Here is a 20,542-nt window from a genome sequence, read left to right on the forward strand (position 1 = left end):
TTCTCCGTTCACATTATTCAAAGTGGCCGCAAGCGAGCTTGCGGCCAACAGACATTACAGACCCGGTATTACAGGTCCAGGATCAGGCGGGCCGGATCTTCAATGGCATCCTTGATGGCCACCAGGCTCAGTACCGCTTCGCGACCATCGATGATGCGGTGGTCGTACGACTGGGCAAGGTACATCATCGGGCGCACGACAACTTGACCATTCTCAACCACTGCGCGCTCCTTGGTGGCGTGCATGCCCAGAATGGCGGATTGCGGCGGGTTGATGATGGGGGTGGACATCATGGAACCGAAAGTACCGCCGTTGGAGATGGTGTAGGTGCCACCGGTCAGTTCTTCCACGGTCAGCTTGCCTTCCTGGGCGCGCTTGCCGAAGTCGGCGATCTGCTTTTCGATCTCGGCCAGGCTCAGCTGGTCGGCATTGCGGATGACCGGAACCACCAGGCCACGCGGGCTGCCAACGGCCACGCCGATGTCGAAGTAACCGTGATAGATGATGTTGTTGCCATCAACGGAAGCATTGACGATGGGGTATTTCTTCAGCGCGGCAACCACGGCCTTGACGAAGAAGCCCATGAAGCCCAGCTTCACACCGTGTTCTTTCTCGAAGCGGTCCTTGTAACGGGCACGCAGGTCCATCACCGGCTTCATGTTCACTTCGTTGAAGGTGGTGAGGATGGCGTTGGTCTGCTGGCTCATTACCAGACGCTCGGCCACGCGCTGACGCAGGCGGGACATCGGCACGCTCTGTTCCGGACGGTCGCCCAGTACGGCAGCCACGTTCACGGCAGCCGGGGTAGCGGACAAGGCAACACCGGCGGAAGCCAGTACCGGACCGGCTTGCGACGGAGCAGCGGCAGCAGCCTGTACGTCTTCTTTCAGGACACGACCATCACGGCCGGTGCCGGTCACGTTGGCCAGGTTCACGCCGGTTTCGGCAGCCAGCTTGGCAGCGGACGGCATGGCAGCGCCACCCGGTGCAGCAGCCGGAGCAGCCTGTACCGGAGCCGGAGCGGCAGCAGCCGGGGCCGCCGCAACGGCAGCCGGGGCATCGCCAGCCTTGGCGGCGGTGTCGATGCGGGCGATCAGCTGACCGGAAACCACGGTAGCGCCGTCCTGTTCGATGATTTCAACAATCACGCCAGCCTGCGGTGCCGGCAGTTCCAGCACAACCTTGTCGGTTTCCAGGTCGATGACGTTTTCGTCGCGATTGACGAAATCGCCAGCTTTCTTGTGCCAAGTCATCAGCGTGGCTTCGGAAACGGACTCGGGCAGTTGGGGGACTTTGACTTCAATAATCATGTTCTTCTCCAGAGCGGGGCGGTCATCCTGCCGCCCCCGTCAGTGTAATCGTTGTGTTGGCGTGTACTTACTTGGCAATCGTCATGGCTTCTTCGACGAAGGACTTGAGCTGGGCAACGTGCTTGCTCATGTAGCCTACGGCCGGCGAAGCAGAAGACGGACGACCAGCGAACGACAAGAACTGCTTGCCGATCAACAGACCTTCCAGGCGATGGCGGATCTGGTACCAGGCACCCTGGTTACGCGGCTCTTCCTGCACCCACATCACTTCCTTGGCTTGCGGGAAGCGTGCCAGCTCGGCGGCTACCTGCTCGGTCGGGAAGGGATACAACTGCTCGATGCGCACGATGGCGATTTCGTCTTCCAGGCCCTTTTCCTTGCGGCCGGCAGCCAGGTCGTAATACACCTGACCGGCACACAGCACCACGCGCTTCACTTTCTTCGGATCCTGCACCACGGCATCGCCGATCACCGGACGGAAACTGCCGTTGGTGAAGTCTTCGATCGGGCTCATGGAGTCCTTGAAACGCAGCAGGCGCTTGGACAGGAAGATCACCAGCGGCTTACGGTACGGACGCAGCACCTGACGGCGCAGCATGTGGAACATCTGGCTGGCTTCGGACGGCATCACGATCTGCATATTGTGCTCGGCGCACAGTTGCAGCCAGCGTTCCAGACGGGCGGAGGAGTGTTCCGGACCCTGGCCATCGTAGCCGTGCGGCAGGATGGTGGTCAGGCCGCACAGACGGCCCCACTTGGTTTCGCCGGAGGAAATGAACTGGTCAATCGCCACCTGGGCGCCGTTGGCGAAGTCGCCGAACTGGGCTTCCCAGATCACCAGCTGATCCGGTGCGGAGCAGGCATAGCCGTATTCGTAGGCCAGTACCGCTTCTTCGTTCAGGATGGAGTCGATCACCAGGAATTCGGCCTGGTTGTCGGACATATTGCGCAGCGGCACGTAGGAGCCCTGGTCCCAGCGTTCGCGGTTCTGGTCGTGCAGCACGGCGTGACGGTGGGAGAAGGTACCACGGCCGGAGTCTTCACCGGACAGGCGGACACCGAAGCCATTGGTCACCAGACTTGCATAGGCCAGGGTCTCGGCCATGCCCCAGTCGGCATTCTGTTCACCGGCGGCCATGGCCTTGCGTGCAGCCAGCACCTTTTGCACGGTGGGGTGCAGCTTGAAGCCTTCCGGCAGGGTGGTGAACTTCTCGGTCAGGCGCTGGATGTCGGCGCGCGGCAGCGAAGTGTCGGTCGGGTGTGCCCAGTGGGTGCCCATGTACTGGCTCCAGTCCAGGGCATGTTCGCGCTTGTAGTTGGTGAGCGCGGTCTGTTCCACGTGCTCGCCCTTGTCCAGCGCATCGCGGTAGGCCTGGATCAGTGCTTCGGCCTCTTCTGCCTTCAGCACGCCTTCCTGTACCAGACGCTCGGCATACATGGCGCGTACGCCCTGATGCTTGGCAATCTTCTTGTACATCATCGGCTGGGTCAGGAAGGGATCATCACCTTCGTTGTGACCCAGTTTGCGGTAGCAGACCAGATCGATGACCACGTCCTTGTTGAACTGCATGCGGTAGTCCAGCGCAGCCTGCATCACGTAGCAGACGGCTTCCGGATCATCACCGTTGACGTGGAAAATCGGCGCTTCAACCATCTTGGCCACGTCGGTACAGTACAGGGTGGAACGCATGTCGCGCGTGTCCGAGGTGGTGAAACCTACCTGGTTGTTGATCACGATGTGGATGGTGCCACCGGTACCGTAGCCGCGGGTTTGCGACAGGTTGAACGTACCCTGGTTGACACCCAGGCCGCCAAAGGCAGAGTCACCGTGAATCAGTACCGGCACGGCGCACTTGCGCTCGCTGTCCTTGCGGCGGTCCTGACGGGCGCGTACCGAGCCTTCCACCACCGGGTTGACGATTTCCAGGTGCGACGGGTTGAACGCCAGCGACACATGCATCGGACCACTGGCAGTGGGGATGTCGGAGGAGAAGCCCATGTGGTACTTCACGTCGCCGGAGGCCATTTGCTGGGCGGCCTTGCCTTCAAATTCGGCAAACAGGTCACGCGGCAGCTTACCCAGGGTGTTCACCAGCACGTTCAGACGGCCACGGTGGGCCATGCCGATGATCAGCTCCTGCACGCCAACCGCAGTGGCGTTGTGGATCAGGTGGTCCAGCGCAGCAATGGTGGATTCGCCACCTTCCAGCGAGAAGCGTTTCTGGCCAACGTATTTGGTATGCAGATAGCGTTCCAGGGTCTCGGCCGCGGTGATCTGCTTGAGGATGCGCATTTTCTTGGCGGCATCGTAGCGCGGGGTGGACAGATCGCCTTCAAAGCGTTTCTGTACCCAGTGCTTTTCGTCCGACTTGGTGATGTGCATGAATTCCAGACCGATATTGCCGCAGTAGGTCTGTTTCAGACGCGACAGGATATCGGACAGCGGCAGCTTTTGCGGTGCCACCAGCGAACCCACATTGAACTGTACCGCCATGTCGGCATCGGTCAGGCCGTGCTTGTGCGGATCCAGCTCTTGCAGGGTAGCCTGGTCCATACGCTTGAGCGGGTCGAGATTTGCCTGACGGGAACCCAGTACGCGGTAGGCCGAAATCAACTTCAGCACGCCCACTTGCTTCTGCATGGTTTCCCATTCGCCGCCAGTAGTGTTGCGCGGGCCGCTGGCCGGTTTCTTGGCCAGTTGAATGAAGGATTCCTGGATGGGCATGTGCGGTACATCGCGCTCGGCGGCACCCGGTGCCTGTGCCAGCTTGTCGAAGTAGTCGCGCCATTCGGCCGGAACCGAATTCGCATCAGCGAGGTACTGTTCGTACAGTTCCTCGATGAACGGTGCATTCCCACCGAACAGGTAGGAATGACTGTACATGGATTGCATCATTATTCGACCCTTTGTTTTATCTACGTACGTGTCTACGTTTGGCTACATTGCTGCGTGGAGAAAGCGTTGTGGAAAAGACGCAAGAGGGGCTTTGGCAGGGCAAATCCGTCTCCGTTTTTTCCGCAGCGCTCTATCGGCGTCTGTCGTTAAACTGCTGACTGTATTCTGTAAGACAAGGTAAAAAGTTGGCCGAAACGTGTCCGGCCAACTCGTCACTGCCTGATTAGCGCTTGTCGATATCGACAATGTCGCGGCGCGGTGCGCCGGTGTACAGCTGACGCGGACGGCCGATCTTCATGGCCGGGTCGGCGATCATCTCGCTCCAGTGCGCGATCCAGCCCACGGTACGTGCCAGGGCGAAGATCGGGGTGAACATCGAAACCGGAATGCCGATGGCAGACAGTACGATGCCGGAGTAGAAGTCGACGTTCGGGTACAGCTTGCGCTCGATGAAGTACGGGTCTTCCAGGGCGATCTTTTCCAGAGCCATGGCCAGCTTGAACTTCGGATCGTTGTGCAGGCCCAGTTCGTTCAGCACTTCGTCGCAGGTCTGCTTCATGATGGCGGCGCGCGGGTCCATGTTCTTGTACACGCGGTGGCCAAAGCCCATCAGCTTGTAGCGCTTGTCCTTCACGCCTTGCATGAAGTCGGCCACGTTGTCCACGCTGCCGATTTCGTCCAGCATTTTCAGCACGGCTTCGTTGGCGCCACCGTGGGACGGGCCCCACAGGCAGGCGATACCGGCAGCGATACATGCGAACGGGTTGGCACCGGAGGAACCAGCCAGACGCACGGTGGAGGTGGAAGCGTTCTGCTCGTGGTCGGCGTGCAGGGTGAAGATGCGGTCCAGCGCACGGGCCAGAACCGGGTTCACCTTGTACTCTTCACACGGGGTGGAGAACATCATGTGCAGGAAGTTTTCCGCATAGGTCAGGCCGTTTTTCGGGTAGGAGAACGGCAGGCCCTTGTTGTAGCGGTAGGCTTGGGCGGCGATGGTCGGCAGCTTGGCCACCAGACGGTGGGCAGAGATGCGACGGTGTTCCGGATTGGTGATGTCCAGCGAGTCGTGGTAGAAGGCGGACAGCGCGCCAACCACACCCACCATCACGGCCATCGGGTGTGCGTCACGACGGAAGCCCTTGAACAGGCTCATCAGCTGGTCGTGCAGCATGTTGTGGCGCATCACGCCACGTTCGAATTCCTTGCGCTGGGCTGCGGTCGGCAGGTCGCCGTTCAGCAGCAGGTAGCACACTTCCAGATAGTCGCTCTTTTCAGCCAGCTGCTCGATCGGATAGCCGCGGTAGTAGAGCTGACCCAGATCACCGTCGATGAAGGTGATGGCGGACTCACAGCTGGCGGTGGCCAGGAAGCCCGGGTCAAAGGTGAACATGCCGGTCTTGGAGAAGGCACGGATATCGACGACATCCGGACCCAGGGTGCCGGACAGTACCGGCATCTCCAGTGTGTCCTTGCCCTCGTTGTAAGCGAGCGTCACTTTGCGGTTAGTTTCCACAGCAATACTCCCAGTCAGTTTTGTGGTGTTGTAATCGTTTTTGGGCCCTGCAGCCTGCAACTCAAACAGAGCGCAGGATCTCGATGATGGCGGCTTCTTCCGGATCGTCCAGGTCAGCCTTGCCGTTCACCACATCCAGGAAGTCGGTGTCGGGCAAATCGAGAATACGCTTGTAGGCGTCGATCTCCGCCGGGGAGAGTGAATCGAAGCGCTGGGCAAAAAACCGCTCCAGCACCAGATCCAGCTCCAGCAAGCCCCGGCGGGACCGCCAACGGATCCGCTTGAGTTCAATCGGATCGTAAGCGGTCATACTGCACGCTTGACCATCAGGTCTTTGATCTTGCCGATTGCCTTGGTGGGGTTCAGGCCCTTGGGGCAAACATCGACACAGTTCATGATGGTGTGGCAACGGAACAGACGGTACGGATCTTCCAGGTTGTCCAGACGTTCGTTGATAGCGGTGTCGCGGGTATCGGCAATGAAACGATAGGCTGCGAGCAGGCCGGCCGGGCCAACGAATTTGTCCGGGTTCCACCAGAACGACGGGCAGCTGGTGGAGCAGCAGGCGCACAGAATGCACTCGTACAGGCCGTTGAGTTCTTCACGGTCTTCCGGGCTTTGCAGGCGCTCGCGTTCCGGCGGCGGCGTGTCGTTGATCACGTACGGCTTGATCGAGTGGTATTGCTTGAAGAACTGGGTCATGTCGACGATCAGGTCGCGCACCACCGGCAGGCCCGGCAGCGGACGCAGCTCGATCGGCTGTTTCAGATCGCGGAAATCGGTCAGACAGGCCAGACCGTTCTTGCCGTTGATGTTCATGGCGTCAGAGCCACACACACCCTCGCGGCAGGAACGACGGAAGGTGATGGTGTCGTCCTTCACCTTCAGCTTGGTCAGCGCATCCAGCAACTTGCGGTCGGTGGAATCCAGCTCCACGCTGATGTCCTGCATGTAGGGCTTGGCATCCTTGTCCGGATCGTAACGGTAGATGCGGAATTTGACGGTTTCTGTAGTCATCTTGTTCAAGCCCTTAGTAGGAACGTGTCTTCAGAGCAATGGTGTCGACAGTCAGCGGCTGCAGGTTCACCGGCTTGTATTCCAGACGGTTGCCTTCGCGGCTCCACAGGGTGTGCTTCAGCCAGTTGGCATCGTCACGGCCGTTCGGGGTTTCCGGTGTATCCGGTGCATCGTCACGCACGTGTGCGCCGCGCGATTCGGTACGGGCATTGGCCGAGATCATGGTGGCCTTGGCCACTTCGATCAGGTTTTCCAGCTCCAGTGCCTCGATGCGGGCCATGTTGAACACGCTGGATTTGTCGGAAATTTCGGTCTGTTGAACCATCTTTTCCACTTCCAGAATCTTCTCAACGCCTTGTGCCAGCATGTCCTTGAAACGGAACACGCCGCAGTGTGCCTGCATGGTACGCTGCATGGCGGTACGGGCATCGTTGACGGCCACACCGTTGGTCTGCTTGTTCAGGCGCTCTACACGGGCAACCGAACGTTCTACGTCGGCAGTAGCCAGTTGCGGCAGTTCCAGCGGCTGTTGCTTGATGAAGTCGATCATCGAGTTGGCCGAGCTCTTGCCGAATACCAGCAGGTCGAGCAGGGAGTTGGTACCCAGGCGGTTGGCACCGTGCACCGAAGCGCAAGCGCATTCGCCGGCAGCGTAGAAGCCGTGTACCGGTTTGCCTTCCACCACCACTTCGCCGTGGTAGTTGGTGGGGATGCCACCCATCTGGTAGTGACAGGTCGGCACTACCGGAATCGGGGCCTTGATCGGGTCCACACCGGCAAACTTGATGGAAATTTCACGGATGCCCGGCAGCTTGGACATGATCACGTCGGGGTCGAGGTGAGTGATATCCAGCAGCACGTGATCCTTGTTCGGGCCACAACCACGGCCTTCGTTGATCTCGGTCACCATGGCACGGGACACCACGTCACGCGAAGCCAGATCCTTGGCATTCGGTGCATAGCGTTCCATGAAGCGTTCGCCCGCGCTGTTGCGCAGGATACCGCCTTCGCCACGGACACCTTCGGTAATCAGTACACCGGCACCGGCAACGCCAGTGGGGTGGAATTGCCAGAATTCCATGTCTTCCAGCGGGATGCCGGCACGTGCGGCCATGCCCAGACCATCACCGGTGTTGATGAAGGCATTGGTGGAAGAAGCATAGATACGACCGGCGCCGCCAGTAGCAAACAGGGTGGCCTTGGCCTGGAACACCACGATTTCCGAGGTTTCCATTTCCATGGCAACAACGCCTTGCACATTGCCGTCGGCATCGCGAATCAGGTCCAGTGCCATCCATTCCACAAAGAAGTGGGTATTGGCACGCACATTGCGCTGGTACAGCGCGTGCAGCATGGCATGGCCGGTACGGTCGGCGGCAGCACAGGCGCGACGCACCGGCTTTTCACCGAAGTTGGACATGTGACCGCCGAACGGACGCTGGTAGATGGTGCCATCAGCGTTACGGTCGAACGGCATGCCGTAGTGTTCCAGCTCGGTCACCACCTTCGGTGCCTCGCGGCACATGAATTCGATGGCATCCTGGTCACCCAGCCAGTCCGAACCCTTTACGGTGTCGTACATGTGCCAGGTCCAGTGATCTTCCTCGGAGTTACCCAGAGAGGCGGACACACCGCCCTGCGCCGCTACGGTATGCGAGCGGGTGGGAAATACCTTGGACAGAACGGCAGTCTTCAGGCCAGCTTCGGACAGCTGCAGGGCGGCACGCATGCCGGCACCACCTGCGCCAACGATTACTGCATCAAAATGACGAACAGGTACGCCCATTACAGCCCCCAGACAACTTTAACGGAATAGATGAAACAGGACACCAGCCACACGATGGTGAAGGCATGCAGCGCCAGGCGCAGGCCGGTCGGCTTGATGTAGTCCATCCACACATCGCGAATACCAACCCATACGTGCAGGAACACTGCCAGCAAGGTGGTCTGGGTCAGTACCTGAACCCAGGTTTGCGCGAAGAAGTCTTTCCAGCCGGCATAGCTGGACGGCATGGTCAGCAGGAACAGTGCCAGAGCTACGGTATAGATCACCATGATGGTGGCCGTCACGCGCTGCATGACCCAGTCGCGCAAACCGTAGTGAGCGCCGATGACAGAGCGGTTTACCATAGTGCTACTCCCAGAATCAGAGTCAGAGCCAGGCTCACCACCACAACAGTCTTGGCGGTAGCGCGAGCGGTTTGCAGTTCCAGACCCTTATGGATATCCAGGAACAGGAAACGGATACCGGCACAGAAGTGATGCATGTAGGCCCACAGCAAGCCGATGAGGATGATCTTCATCAGCGGGTGCGCGACTACGGCACGGTAGGTTTCAAAGGACTCTGCTGAACTGAGCGAACCATGTAGGAGGTAGATCAACAGCGGGAGGGAAAAGAAGAGCGCCACACCACTGACCCGGTGCAAGATCGAGACGATGCCCGGGATGGGCAGTCTGATCGTGGCCAGATCCAGGTGCTTCGGTCGTTGCTTCTGCATATGGCTTCCTTGGATGTATTTGAACCAAGTGGTTATCTCCGGGCCCCTGTCTGGAAGCCCGCCTGAAAGGTCCGCCCTTGTAGAAACCGGGTGGTCCCCTTCAATACTTAAACATCATGCTGCCCGATGCTGCAGGGCAATATGATCTGGAAATTCTAGCAAAAATCACCCGGCTACTGACCGTTTTTTGCCTGACAAGCGACATTTGCATGCCGGCAGGCGACATCAGCAGCCCTTTTGCAGCAGCGCCAGGTCCCGACTCAGGCAGTAGCGCTGCCGCCATTCAACCCGCTCTCCAACTGACGAAAAGGTCAGTCGAAGCATGCTCAACACCGGCTCTTCCAGTGCCGCCCCGGACAGGCCAAGCAGGCTGGCATCCTCACGCGGCAGCATCACTGCACGGTATTGCTCACGACTCTCAACCACTCTTACCCCGAAGCGCTGCTGCAAGGTGGCATACACACCAACACCAGACCTGAACCAGCGTGCCTCCATGCCATCGAAGCGTTCGGCAGGCAGATAAGCCTCATCCAGCGCCACCGGCCTGCCCTGCCCCCGCCACAACTGGCGCACCCGGAACATCGGTGCATGCCGACGCAACTGCAAGGCCACCGCCATGTCATCGCTGGCATTCATCCGGGAGATGGCCAGAAACTCGCAACTTAGCCGGTCCGGCACTTCGTCAAACACACCGGGCGACTGCAGCAAGGCATTACCCCAGTCACTGAGCACCGGAGCAACAAATGTTCCCTTGCCTTGCTGGCGGTAAAGCAGACCATCGGCCACCAACTCGCTCAGCGCCTTGCGGACCGTTCCCTGGCTGACGGACATCTCATCAGCCAGATCCCACTCACTGGGCAAGGCATCATGCTCCAGCCACTCGCCTTCGGCGATACGACGCAGTAAAAACTGCTTGATCTGCACATACAGCGGCTGTCGACGTGGGGCATTTGCAATCATGTAGTGGCTTTGTATCATCAAACAAATCAAGCGTAAAGGGATGTCTTATATAAGACACAAGAGTAAAACCAGCATATCAGAATTTCTGATGGGGATTCCAGCCCCACATGGTCTACACTCCGTGATACACTCGCTTCACACTTATAGTGCAGAGCAACATCTGCTATTTGAGACAGTCTCGGATATCTAAAGGAGAGTCCACCAATGAAAGCTCCCGTTCGCGTTGCCGTTACCGGCGCTGCTGGTCAGATTGGCTACAGCCTGCTGTTCCGTATCGCCAGTGGTGAAATGCTGGGCAAAGACCAGCCGGTCATCCTGCAACTGCTCGACCTGCCGCAAGCCCAGACCGCCGTTAAAGGCGTGATGATGGAACTGGAAGACTGTGCCTTCCCGCTGCTGGCCGGCATGGTTGCCACCGACGATCCGAACGTCGCTTTCAAGGACGCTCAGGTAGCCCTGCTGGTGGGCGCGCGTCCGCGTAGCAAAGGCATGGAACGCAAGGACCTGCTGGAAGCCAACGGCGCCATCTTCACCGTTCAGGGCAAGGCACTGAACGACCACGCCGACCGCAATGTCCGTGTTCTGGTAGTTGGCAACCCGGCCAACACCAATGCCTGGATCGCCATGAAGAGCGCTCCGGACCTGAACCCGAAAAATTTCACCGCCATGTTGCGTCTGGACCACAACCGCGCCCTGTCGCAAATCGCTGCCAAGACTGGCAAGCCGGTTTCCGCCATCAAGGACCTGGCTGTATGGGGCAACCACTCCCCGACCATGTACGCCGACTACCGCTTCGCCACCATCGATGGCCAGTCGGTAAAAGCCATGATCAACGACGAAGCCTGGAACCGTGACGTATTCCTGCCGACCGTTGGCAAGCGTGGTGCCGCCATCATCGAAGCACGTGGCCTGTCCTCTGCTGCTTCCGCTGCCAACGCCGCCATCGACCACATCCACGACTGGGTGCTGGGCAGCAATGGCAAGTGGGTGACCATGGGCATTCCGTCCGACGGTTCCTACGGCATTCCGGAAGGCGTGATGTACGGCTTCCCGGTTGTATGCGAAAATGGCGAGTACAAGATCGTTCAAGGCCTGGAAGTGGACGAGTTCAGCCGCGAACGCATGAACTTCACCCTGGCCGAGCTGGAAGAAGAGCGCGCAGCTGTCGCTCACCTGTTTGGCTAAGACTTAGCCAGATCAGCGAAAAGCGCACCGCATGGTGCGCTTTTTGTGTTTGATCAATACCGCCAAGCATATTTGAATTTACTAATACAGACTGCTAACTGGAGCAAGAGCATGATTGAAGTTGAAGTCCTGAACCAGATCGCGGCCACGATTGAAAACCTGGCCGAACGCGCCGCCGATATTCGGGGGTATCTTTGACTACGACGGTAAAAAAGACCGTCTGGAAGAAGTAAGCCGCCTTACCGAAGACCCTGACATCTGGAACGACCCCAAGCGCGCCCAGGAACTGGGCCGCGAACGCAAGCAGCTGGAAGACGTGGTACTGGTGCTGGACAGCATCAATGCCAGCATTGCCGATGGCCGCGAACTGCTGGAAATGGGCAAGAGCGAAGAGGATGACGAAACCATTCTCGCCGTGCAGTCCGACATGGAAGAAGTCGAAGCCAAGGTGGCCAAGATGGAATTCCGCCGCATGTTCCACGACCCGATGGACCCGAACAACTGCTTCCTGGACATCCAGGCTGGTGCCGGTGGCACCGAGGCACAGGACTGGGCCGGCATGCTGTTGCGCATGTACACCCGCTATGCCGAGCGCAAGGGCTTCAAGGTAGACGTACTGGAAGTATCCGAAGGCGAAGTGGCTGGCATCAGCAGCGCCACGCTGAAGATCGAGGGCGAATACGCCTACGGCCTGCTGCGTACCGAAGTGGGCGTTCACCGCCTGGTGCGCGTATCGCCGTTTGACTCCAACGCCCGTCGCCACACCTCGTTCTCCTCGGTATTCGTATACCCGGAAGTGGACGACAGCTTCGAGATCGACATCAACCCGGCAGATCTGCGTATCGACACCTATCGCGCCTCCGGTGCCGGTGGTCAGCACATCAACAAGACGGACTCGGCCGTACGTATCACCCACTTGCCCACCAATACCGTGGTGCAGTGCCAGAACGACCGCTCGCAGCACCGCAACCGCGACGAAGCCATGCAGATGCTGCGTGCCAAGCTGTACGAGCTGGAGCTGAAAAAGCGCAACGAGGCCAAGCAGGCGCTGGAAGACACCAAGACCGATGTGGGTTGGGGTCACCAGATCCGCTCCTACGTGTTCGACCAGTCCCGCATCAAGGACCTGCGTACCAGCCATGAAGTGGGCAATATCAAGGGCGTCATGGATGGCGACCTGGACGGCTTTATTGAAGCCAGTCTGAAACAGGGCGTGTAAACGTCCGGGCCGGCAGCAGCTGCCGGCCTGCATTACAGCAGCGTAAAACCTTAATTGTTGGCCGATGAGGCCTGGCGGGGGAATGGCCCCCTGCCCTTACCGCAGTAGTCAACGGAGTCATCATGTCTGAACGTGAACAAGCATCATCCCTGAGTCAGGACGAAAACCAGATCATGGCGGAACGCCGCCAGAAGCTGAAGAGCATCCGCGAAAAACGCGTCGCTTTCCCCAACGATTTCAAACGCAGCCACTTTGCCAAGGATCTTCAGGAAAAACACGCGGGTAAAGACAAGGAAGCTCTGGAAGCCGAGAAGATCGAGGTTGCCGTTGCCGGCCGCATGATGCTCAAGCGCGTCATGGGCAAGGCCAGCTTTGCCACCCTGCAGGATGGCAGCGGCCGCATCCAGGCTTACATCGCCAACGACGGTGTCGGTGAAGAAGCCCACGCCGAGTTCAAGCACTTTGACCTGGGCGACATCATCGCCATCCGTGGCGAGCTGTTCAAGACCAAGACCGGCGAGTTGACCGTCAAGGCCAGCGAAGTGCGCCTGCTGTCCAAAAACATCCGTCCGCTGCCGGAAAAATTCCACGGCATGACCGATCAGGAACAAAAGTACCGTCAGCGCTACGCCGACCTGATCATGAGCGAAGAAAGCCGCACCACCTTCATCAAGCGCTCGCAGATCGTGCAGAAGATCCGCGACGTGATGGTGAGCGAAGGCTATCTGGAAGTAGAAACCCCGATGATGCACCCCATCCCGGGCGGTGCCACGGCCAAACCGTTCGTGACCCACCACAATGCGCTGGACATGCCGCTATACCTGCGCATTGCGCCGGAACTTTATCTGAAGCGTCTGGTAGTAGGTGGCCTGGAACGCGTGTTCGAGATCAACCGCAACTTCCGTAACGAGGGGATGAGCACACGCCACAACCCCGAGTTCACCATGATCGAGTTTTACGAAGCCTACAGCGACTACCAGCGCATGATGGAGATGACCGAAAACATCATCCGTCGCTGTGCCGAAACCGTGTGTGGCAGCACCACCATCAGCTACAACGGCAAGGAAGTGGAACTGGGCAAACCGTTCGACCGCTTCACCATTGTTGGTGCCATCAAGCACTACAACCCGCAGTACACCGACGAACAACTGGCCGACGCGGCCTGGGTTGCCAGCGAAATCAAGCGCCTGGGTGGCAAGCTGCCGCCGGCACCGGGCCTGGGCAGCCTGCAACTGGCCCTGTTTGAAGAATGTGCCGAAGGCCTGCTGTGGAACCCGACCTTCATCATCGACTATCCGGTAGAAGTGTCCCCGCTGGCCCGTGGTTCCGATGCTGACCCGTCCATCACCGAACGCTTCGAACTGTTCATCGTGGGCCGTGAGCACGCCAATGGCTACTCCGAGTTGAATGACCCGGAAGACCAGGCCGCCCGCTTCATGTCCCAGGTGGCCCAAAAGGACGCCGGTGACGACGAAGCCATGCACTACGACGCCGACTACATCCGCGCCATGGAATACGGCCTGCCGCCGACTGGCGGTTGCGGTATCGGCATCGACCGTCTGGTGATGCTGCTGACCGATGCCCCGTCCATCCGCGACGTTATCCTGTTCCCGCAGATGCGTCCGGAATAAACCGCTGCTGGCTACAAAAAAACCGCAAGACCTTGGTCTTGCGGTTTTTTATTGCCCAGCCTGCAGGCTGGTAATACTGCACAGGGCTCACTCCCCCGGCAGCAGCGTTCCCTTGGCCAGCAAGCCGGCAAACTCTTCCGGCGGCATCGGCTTGGCCAGCAGATAGCCCTGAATCAGGTCACAACCTTCCTGTTTCAGGAAGTGCCACTGGTCTATCGTTTCCACCCCTTCAGCCACCACCTGCATGTTGAGGTTCTTGGCCATGTTGATGATGGCACGGGCAATGGCGGAGTCGTCCAGATCATTCGGGATGTCACGCACGAAGGAGCGGTCGATCTTCAGCTTGTCAGCCTTGAAGCGCTTGAGGTAGGACAGGCTGGAATAGCCGGTACCAAAGTCATCAATCGACAGCTGCAAACCCATGCCCTTGATGCTGTCGATGGCCTGCAAGGTACTGGTGACGTCTTCCATGATGACGCTTTCGGTCACTTCCACATCCAGCATGTCGGCAGACAGGCCATGGCTGCTGAGCGCCTTCTCCAGTACCTCGGCCAGATCCTGCTGGCGGAACTGCAAGGCGGACAGATTGATGGCCAGGGACATCTTGGGCAGGCCCTGGTCATGCCACAGCGCCAGTTGACGGCAGGCTTCACGAATCACCCAGTTACCGATCTGCACGATGAAACCACGCTCCTCGGCCACTTCGATGAAGCGTGCCGGGCCAAGAATGCCCAGTGACGGGTGATTCCAGCGGATCAGCGCCTCGGCACCGGTAATGCGGCCATCGGCCATGGCGACCTGTGGCTGGTAATGCAGGATGAACTCGTTGCGTTCCAGCGCAAAGCGCAGCTGGCTTTCAATGGCCAGAATCTCGCGCGCGCGGGCATTGAGGTCGGCAGTGTAGAACTTGTAGCTGTTGCGACCGGACGACTTGGCGTGATACATCGCCGCATCGGCATTGCGCACCAGGGTTTCAAAGTCGCGGCCATCATCCGGATACACGCTGATGCCGATGGAAGGCGTGATGGTGATGGTGTGATTGTGCAGTTCGATCGAGGCGCCAAACGATTCACGGATACGCTCGGCTGCCAGTGCCGCCTCGCTGGGGTCGGAAATGGCCGGCAGCAGGATGATGAATTCGTCACCACCCTGACGCGCCACCGTCTCGCCCGCCGCCAGGGAGGACTTGATGCGGTCGGCCGCCACCTGCAACAGGATGTCCCCGGCAGAATGGCCCAGCGACTCGTTGACGGTCTTGAAGCGGTCCAGGTCCAGCAGCAGCAAGGCCATCTGCTCGTTGTCGCGGCAGGCATTATGAATGGCCAGCTCCACCCGGTCGTGCATGTGCGCACGGTTGGGCAGGCTGGTGAGCACGTCGAAGTGCGCCAGGAACTGGATGCGCTCGTCTGCTGCCTTGCGTTCGGTCAGATCACTGAAAATGGCCACATAGTGCGTGATTTCCGACAAGGGGTTACGCACGGCGTTGATGGCCAGCCATTCCGGATAGATTTCACCGTTCTTGCGGCGATTCCAGATTTCGCCCTGCCATGAGCCCTGATTATCAATGGCCTGCCACATGGTGGTGTAGAAGGCATCATCATGACGGCCAGAGGACAGAATGCTGGTTTTCTGCCCCAGCACTTCCTGCTGCGAATAACCGGTGATTTCGGTAAAGGCCTTGTTGACACTGCGAATGCGTTTATCGCTGTCGGTGATCATGATGCCTTCCACGGTGTTCTCGAACACCTTGGCCGCCAGTTGCACCCGCTCTTCCGCTGCACGTTTTTCCGAAATGTCACGCACCATGCGCCATACCGCATTGATGCGGCCAAAGGCGTCACGCATGGCAACGGTTTTTACGCTTACCGGCACATGGTTGCCAAAGCGGTTCATGTACACCGCTTCGAATTCGTCGCAATAACCGAAACGCAATACCTTGTTGTCCAGATTGAAACGCTCCAGCGCTTCGCTCTCCTGCCCCACCAGCGACCAGAAGTTCTGCTGCTTGAGCTGGTCCAGGTTGTAGCACATCAGGTTGAGGAAGGCTGGGTTGGCATCCATCACCTGTCCGTCCAGCGAACTGATGACAATGCCGTCCAGATTGGACCAGAACAGCTCGCGGTATTTGTTTTCCGAGCGACGCAGCGCATCTTCCACTTCACGGCGGCGCGAAATGTCGGCCTCCAGCGCCAATGTCTTGGCGCGCAGCTCGTCAATCAGGCGCTTGAGTTCGGAACGGGTCCATTCAAGATGTTTGCCCAGCTTGCCGATTTCATCACGTCTTGCCCAGTAGAATGGCGACTCCAGCTTGAGCTCGGCCAGCTGGGTGGCCTGTTCGGTCAGGCTGTGCATCGGACGCAGGAAGCGGGAATGCAAAATACTCATTATCAGCAGGATGGACAGCACCAGCTGCGCCACCAGAATCAGCAGGATGTTCTTGACCTGGTTGTGCAGGGCATTGGCCAGATGTTCGGTATCGAATTCCAGCGTCACCTGGCCGATTTCCTCGCCACGGTAAATCACCGGCTTCTGCACGAAAGACACGCCGCCCACACGGCGCTCGCTGCGCAAGGCGGACAGGAATACCTGATTGGACTGGGTATCGGTCACGCGGATGGACACCACCCGGGCATCCTCCATCACCGAGGAAATCAACGGGCTGCCGGCCTGGCGGCTCAGGTTCCACAATGGCTCCTGCATGCCCAGCGCAACAATGTCCAGCAAGCGCTTTTCGTCGGTTTCCAGTTGTGCCGTCAGGTTATCGCGCTGAATGTTGATACTCAGGTAACTGATGATGGACGCGGGAATGAGCAAGCCGAGTACCACGGCGATCAAAAATACCGCGCGCAGCGACAAACTGGAGGTGACAGGGTTTTTATCTTCTTGGGTTGCCATTGGTCTTGATAATCAAAATGCGTTAATGGCGCGGAACATCCGCCGGCAATATTCAAATATTCAATGATGCAAAAAACTAATGATGACAAAGCATGCGGGGAATGCACGCATGATAAGTCAGACCTGATTCCGTTATAAGCGATTTTTTCTGCACAACGACAGTTTCTGCAACGCAGCGAGACAGCCCATGGTCAATTTGCCATGCCCATGGCAGCAGCCTACAATCCAAGCCATTCCGAATTCTGCAGGATTGGCCTGATGTCACACATGCACTATGACACTCTTATTTCAGCACGCTGGATCATTACCGTGGAAAACGATGGCGAGGTTCTGGAAAACCATGCCATTGCCATCAAGGATGGCAGGATAGCCCAGATCCTTCCGATCGCCCAGTGTGGCAGCTTGCAAGCGGATGAAACCATCACGCTGGACAACCATGTGCTGATGCCGGGCCTGATCAACCTGCACGGCCACTCTGCCATGACATTGTTGCGCGGCATGGCCGACGACAAGGCATTGATGGACTGGCTGAACAACCACATCTGGCCGGCAGAAGGCAAACACGTGCGCGATGACTTCGTGTTCGACGGCGCCAGCCTGGCCATGGCGGAAATGATTCGCGGTGGCACCACCACCATCAACGACATGTACTTCTACCATGACGCCATGGCCCGCGCCGGCCTGGCTTCCGGTATGCGCACCTTTGTCGGCTGCTCCATCCTGGAGTTCCCCACCAACTACGGCAGCAACGCCGGCGAATACATCAGCAAGGGCATGGAAGAACGCAAGGCCTTCCTGGGCGAAGAGCTGATTACCTTCACCCTGGCCCCGCACGCACCGTATACCGTGTCCGACAACACATTCCGCCAGGTGGTGGAGCTGGCCGAGCGTGAAGACATGCTGATTCACTGCCACATCCACGAAACCGCCGACGAAGTGGCCGGCAGCGTGACAGAACACCAGCAACGTCCGCTGGCCCGTCTGGCCAAACTGGGCTTGCTCACTCCGCGACTGATTGCCGCACACATGGTGCATCTGGACAGCGCAGAAATTGAAGCCGCCGCCCGTCATGGCATTTCCATTGCCCACAACCCGGCGTCCAACATGAAGCTGGCCTCCGGCATTGCCCCGGTTCCGGCCTTGCTGGCAGCTGGCGTCAATGTTGGCATCGGCACCGATGGCGCGGCGTCCAACAACAAGCTGGACATGCTGTCCGAAACCCGACTGGCCGCCCTGCTGGCCAAGGTGGGAACGCTGGACCCGACCGCAGTGCCGGCCGCCACCGCCATCCGCATGGCCACCCTCAACGGTGCCAAGGCACTGGGCATTGCCGACAAGGTGGGTTCGGTCAAACAGGGCAAACAGGCCGACCTGATTGCCATCGACCTGTCAGCGCTGGAAACCGCGCCGGCTTTCGACCCGGTATCGCATGTGGTGTATGCCGCCGGCCGCGAACAGGTCAGCCACGTCTGGGTCAAGGGCCGTGCCTTGCTCGCCCAGCGTCAGCTGACCACCCTGGACGAAGCAGATCTCAAGGCGCGCGGTGAAGACTGGCGCAAACGTATTCTGGCGAGGTAAGCAATGAGCAATGTAGACGATCTGGAAATCGACAAATTCAGTCAGCTGGCCCACAAATGGTGGGACAAGGACAGCGAATTCAAGCCGCTGCATGAAATCAACCCGCTGCGACTGGACTATATCGATGACTTTGCCGGCATCAAGGACCTGAAAGTCCTGGACGTGGGCTGTGGCGGCGGCATTCTGGCCGAGAGCATGGCACAGCGCGGCGCGCAGGTGACCGGCATCGACCTGGCCAGGAAGTCTTTGAAAGTGGCCCAGCTACACAGCCTGGAGTCGGGCGTGGCCGTGGAATACCGCTGTGTTGCAGTGGAGGATCTGGCCGACGAAGCCCCCGGCAGTTTTGATGTGGTGACCTGCATGGAAATGCTGGAACACGTGCCGGACCCGGAAAGTGTGGTACGCAGCTGTGCCCGCCTGGTGAAACCGGGTGGCTGGGTATTTTTTTCCACCCTCAACCGCAATGCCAAGGCTTACCTGCTGGCGGTAGTCGGTGCTGAATACGTGCTCAACATGCTGCCGCGCGGCACGCATGAGTATGCGCGTTTCCTCAAGCCGTCCGAGCTGTCACGCATGGCGCGCAATGCCGGGCTGGAAATCAGCAACGTCAGCGGCATGAGCTACAACCCGCTCACCCGCATCTATGCGCTGGGAGATGACACCCAGGTGAATTACCTGATGGCCACCCGCCGCGCCATCGCGTAATCCGCGCTGTTACAGCAGATTAGCGCACCCCTGCCCTGCTTCATGCCGGCAGGGGTTTTCTTTTGCCTGCCGCACAGCACCAGGGACAGAACATAAAAAAAGGCCTTCGCCGCAGCGAAGGCCCCAATCATCCCCCGGTCCAGGACCGGTAAACAACCCGCTAGATTACGAGAACACACATTGCCGCACACACGTGGCACTGCCTGCCCAAGTACGCGTTTGAAAGCCCCATTCCTCGTGTCGGCGATTTTCAAACAAGCGTTCGAATAATAAAACCAAAACGGAAAACTGTACAAGGGATTTCCCTGATGCCGCACCGTACACGCGACAAAATGCAACAGTCGGCATGGCACACTCCGCAGCAAGGCAACCGACCGACTGCCCGACAATTCCACATTCCAATTGCCGAATCAGCCAATATATATGAAAATAATAATATTCGATAATGGAGACACTGATGACGTTCAAGGCGAACGATTCGCTCACCGAGCAAATCGCCCAATACCTCGGTAAAAAAATCATCCAGGGTGAAATGGCACCGGGAGAACGGATTCAGGAATTGCGGATTGCCGCCGAGCTGGAAGTCAGCCGTGGCTCGGTACGCGAAGCGCTGCTGATCCTGCAACGCCGTCACCTGGTGGAAATCTACCCGCGGCGTGGTGCCATGGTGTCCAGCATTTCCAGCACCGACGTGCGCGACTTTTTCGAACTGTGGTTCATGTTGCTGGACCGCGTGGTGTGCAATCTGGCCAGCAACTGGAAAAACGACGACCTGGCGCGTTTTTTCGAGCTGATGTCCACGCTGGACGAATGCCATCGCAAGGATGACATGCCAGCCTACTTCGATTGCGGCGTGGAATTCTTGCGTGCGCTGTACGACTTCTCCAGCAACCGCTACATGAGCGCCACCTTGCAGGACCTGCTGCCGCTCACCCAGCGCTGCCTGTATGCCATTCTGCGCGCCGGTCGTTCGCAGATGGATCGCACCCAGCAGTTCCTGGATGACCTGCTCAAGACCATCATTGCCCGCGACACCACCCGCCTGCGCATCATGGTGGCGGAATTCGGCCAGGACTACAGCAAGCTGGCCCAGCAATCGGCAGAAGCGCTGGCTGGTAGCACTTCCTGAACACTG

General features: G+C 58.8%; 16 protein-coding genes. 6 read left to right on the top strand and 10 right to left on the bottom strand.

The annotated features are described in order from the left end of the window. Positions 1 to 68: 68 nt before the first annotated feature. The 9 genes from odhB to DKK66_RS03135 all read right to left on the bottom strand — a co-directional run bounded on the left by odhB (position 69) and on the right by DKK66_RS03135 (position 10,194). Positions 69 to 1,310 carry a 2-oxoglutarate dehydrogenase complex dihydrolipoyllysine-residue succinyltransferase gene (odhB, locus tag DKK66_RS03095; RefSeq protein WP_045845613.1) on the bottom strand — a complete coding sequence of 414 codons (1,242 nt, stop codon included), beginning with the start codon at positions 1,308 to 1,310 and terminating at the stop codon, positions 69 to 71. Positions 1,311 to 1,377: 67 nt separating this feature from the next. Further along, positions 1,378 to 4,206, bottom strand: coding sequence for a 2-oxoglutarate dehydrogenase E1 component (locus DKK66_RS03100; protein WP_131355457.1), 2,829 nt, complete (start codon positions 4,204 to 4,206; stop codon positions 1,378 to 1,380). 223 nt (positions 4,207 to 4,429) lie between these two features. Beyond that, positions 4,430 to 5,719, bottom strand: a complete 1,290-nt coding sequence (gltA, locus tag DKK66_RS03105) for a citrate synthase (protein WP_062790705.1) — start codon at positions 5,717 to 5,719, stop codon at positions 4,430 to 4,432. Positions 5,720 to 5,780: 61 nt separating this feature from the next. Next, positions 5,781 to 6,029: a succinate dehydrogenase assembly factor 2 gene (locus DKK66_RS03110; protein WP_045845611.1), complete on the bottom strand. Its 249-nt coding sequence runs from the start codon at positions 6,027 to 6,029 to the stop codon at positions 5,781 to 5,783. Beyond that, positions 6,026 to 6,736, bottom strand: coding sequence for a succinate dehydrogenase iron-sulfur subunit (locus tag DKK66_RS03115; protein ID WP_045845610.1), 711 nt, complete (start codon positions 6,734 to 6,736; stop codon positions 6,026 to 6,028). Before DKK66_RS03115 ends, DKK66_RS03110 begins: the two co-directional genes overlap by 4 nt. 13 nt (positions 6,737 to 6,749) lie before the next feature. After that, a complete protein-coding gene (gene sdhA / locus DKK66_RS03120) occupies positions 6,750 to 8,522 on the bottom strand; it encodes a succinate dehydrogenase flavoprotein subunit (RefSeq protein WP_045845609.1) in 1,773 nt (590 codons plus the stop codon). Continuing rightward, positions 8,522 to 8,866: a succinate dehydrogenase, hydrophobic membrane anchor protein gene (gene sdhD / locus DKK66_RS03125; RefSeq protein WP_045845608.1), complete on the bottom strand. Its 345-nt coding sequence runs from the start codon at positions 8,864 to 8,866 to the stop codon at positions 8,522 to 8,524. Before sdhD ends, sdhA begins: the two co-directional genes overlap by 1 nt. After that, positions 8,860 to 9,234 carry a succinate dehydrogenase, cytochrome b556 subunit gene (gene sdhC / locus DKK66_RS03130; RefSeq protein ID WP_045845607.1) on the bottom strand — a complete coding sequence of 125 codons (375 nt, stop codon included), beginning with the start codon at positions 9,232 to 9,234 and terminating at the stop codon, positions 8,860 to 8,862. The genes sdhD and sdhC overlap by 7 nt, the downstream gene beginning before the upstream one ends. Positions 9,235 to 9,459: 225 nt before the next feature. Further along, complete coding sequence (locus DKK66_RS03135) at positions 9,460 to 10,194, bottom strand: GntR family transcriptional regulator (RefSeq protein ID WP_045845736.1); 735 nt, start codon at positions 10,192 to 10,194, stop codon at positions 9,460 to 9,462. 204 nt (positions 10,195 to 10,398) lie between these two features. Between DKK66_RS03135 and DKK66_RS03140 the strand changes: the two genes are divergently transcribed. From DKK66_RS03140 to lysS, 3 genes are all read left to right on the top strand, one after another. Next, complete coding sequence (locus DKK66_RS03140; protein WP_045845606.1) at positions 10,399 to 11,379, top strand: malate dehydrogenase; 981 nt, start codon at positions 10,399 to 10,401, stop codon at positions 11,377 to 11,379. A gap of 111 nt (positions 11,380 to 11,490) precedes the next feature. Beyond that, positions 11,491 to 12,598, top strand: a protein-coding gene (gene prfB / locus DKK66_RS03145) for a peptide chain release factor 2 (protein ID WP_131355459.1) whose coding sequence is annotated in 2 segments (ribosomal slippage) — positions 11,491 to 11,574 and positions 11,576 to 12,598 — 1,107 coding nt in all. Because the reading frame shifts where the segments join, the coding sequence is not laid out codon by codon here. A gap of 122 nt (positions 12,599 to 12,720) precedes the next feature. After that, on the top strand, positions 12,721 to 14,229 hold the full coding sequence (gene lysS, locus DKK66_RS03150) for a lysine--tRNA ligase (protein WP_045845605.1): 1,509 nt from the start codon (positions 12,721 to 12,723) through the stop codon (positions 14,227 to 14,229). Positions 14,230 to 14,316: 87 nt separating this feature from the next. On the opposite strand, the gene DKK66_RS03155 is transcribed toward lysS, so the two are convergent. Beyond that, positions 14,317 to 17,124 carry a bifunctional diguanylate cyclase/phosphodiesterase gene (locus DKK66_RS03155; protein WP_131355462.1) on the bottom strand — a complete coding sequence of 936 codons (2,808 nt, stop codon included), beginning with the start codon at positions 17,122 to 17,124 and terminating at the stop codon, positions 14,317 to 14,319. 267 nt (positions 17,125 to 17,391) lie between these two features. On the opposite strand from DKK66_RS03155, the gene DKK66_RS03160 reads away from it, so the two are divergent. The 3 genes from DKK66_RS03160 (at position 17,392) to DKK66_RS03170 (ending at position 20,536) form a co-directional block, all read left to right on the top strand. Beyond that, positions 17,392 to 18,702, top strand: coding sequence for a TRZ/ATZ family hydrolase (locus DKK66_RS03160; RefSeq protein WP_370302982.1), 1,311 nt, complete (start codon positions 17,392 to 17,394; stop codon positions 18,700 to 18,702). A 3-nt stretch (positions 18,703 to 18,705) separates the two neighbouring features. Next, on the top strand, positions 18,706 to 19,407 hold the full coding sequence (gene ubiG, locus DKK66_RS03165; protein WP_131355464.1) for a bifunctional 2-polyprenyl-6-hydroxyphenol methylase/3-demethylubiquinol 3-O-methyltransferase UbiG: 702 nt from the start codon (positions 18,706 to 18,708) through the stop codon (positions 19,405 to 19,407). A 457-nt stretch (positions 19,408 to 19,864) separates the two neighbouring features. Next, the gene (locus DKK66_RS03170; protein WP_062790694.1) at positions 19,865 to 20,536 is read left to right on the top strand and encodes a GntR family transcriptional regulator; all 672 of its coding nucleotides are present in this window, start codon (positions 19,865 to 19,867) and stop codon (positions 20,534 to 20,536) included. Positions 20,537 to 20,542 lie beyond the last annotated feature (6 nt).

Source organism: Aquitalea sp. USM4, from assembly GCF_004328945.1.
Lineage (GTDB): Bacteria > Pseudomonadota > Gammaproteobacteria > Burkholderiales > Chromobacteriaceae > Aquitalea > Aquitalea pelogenes.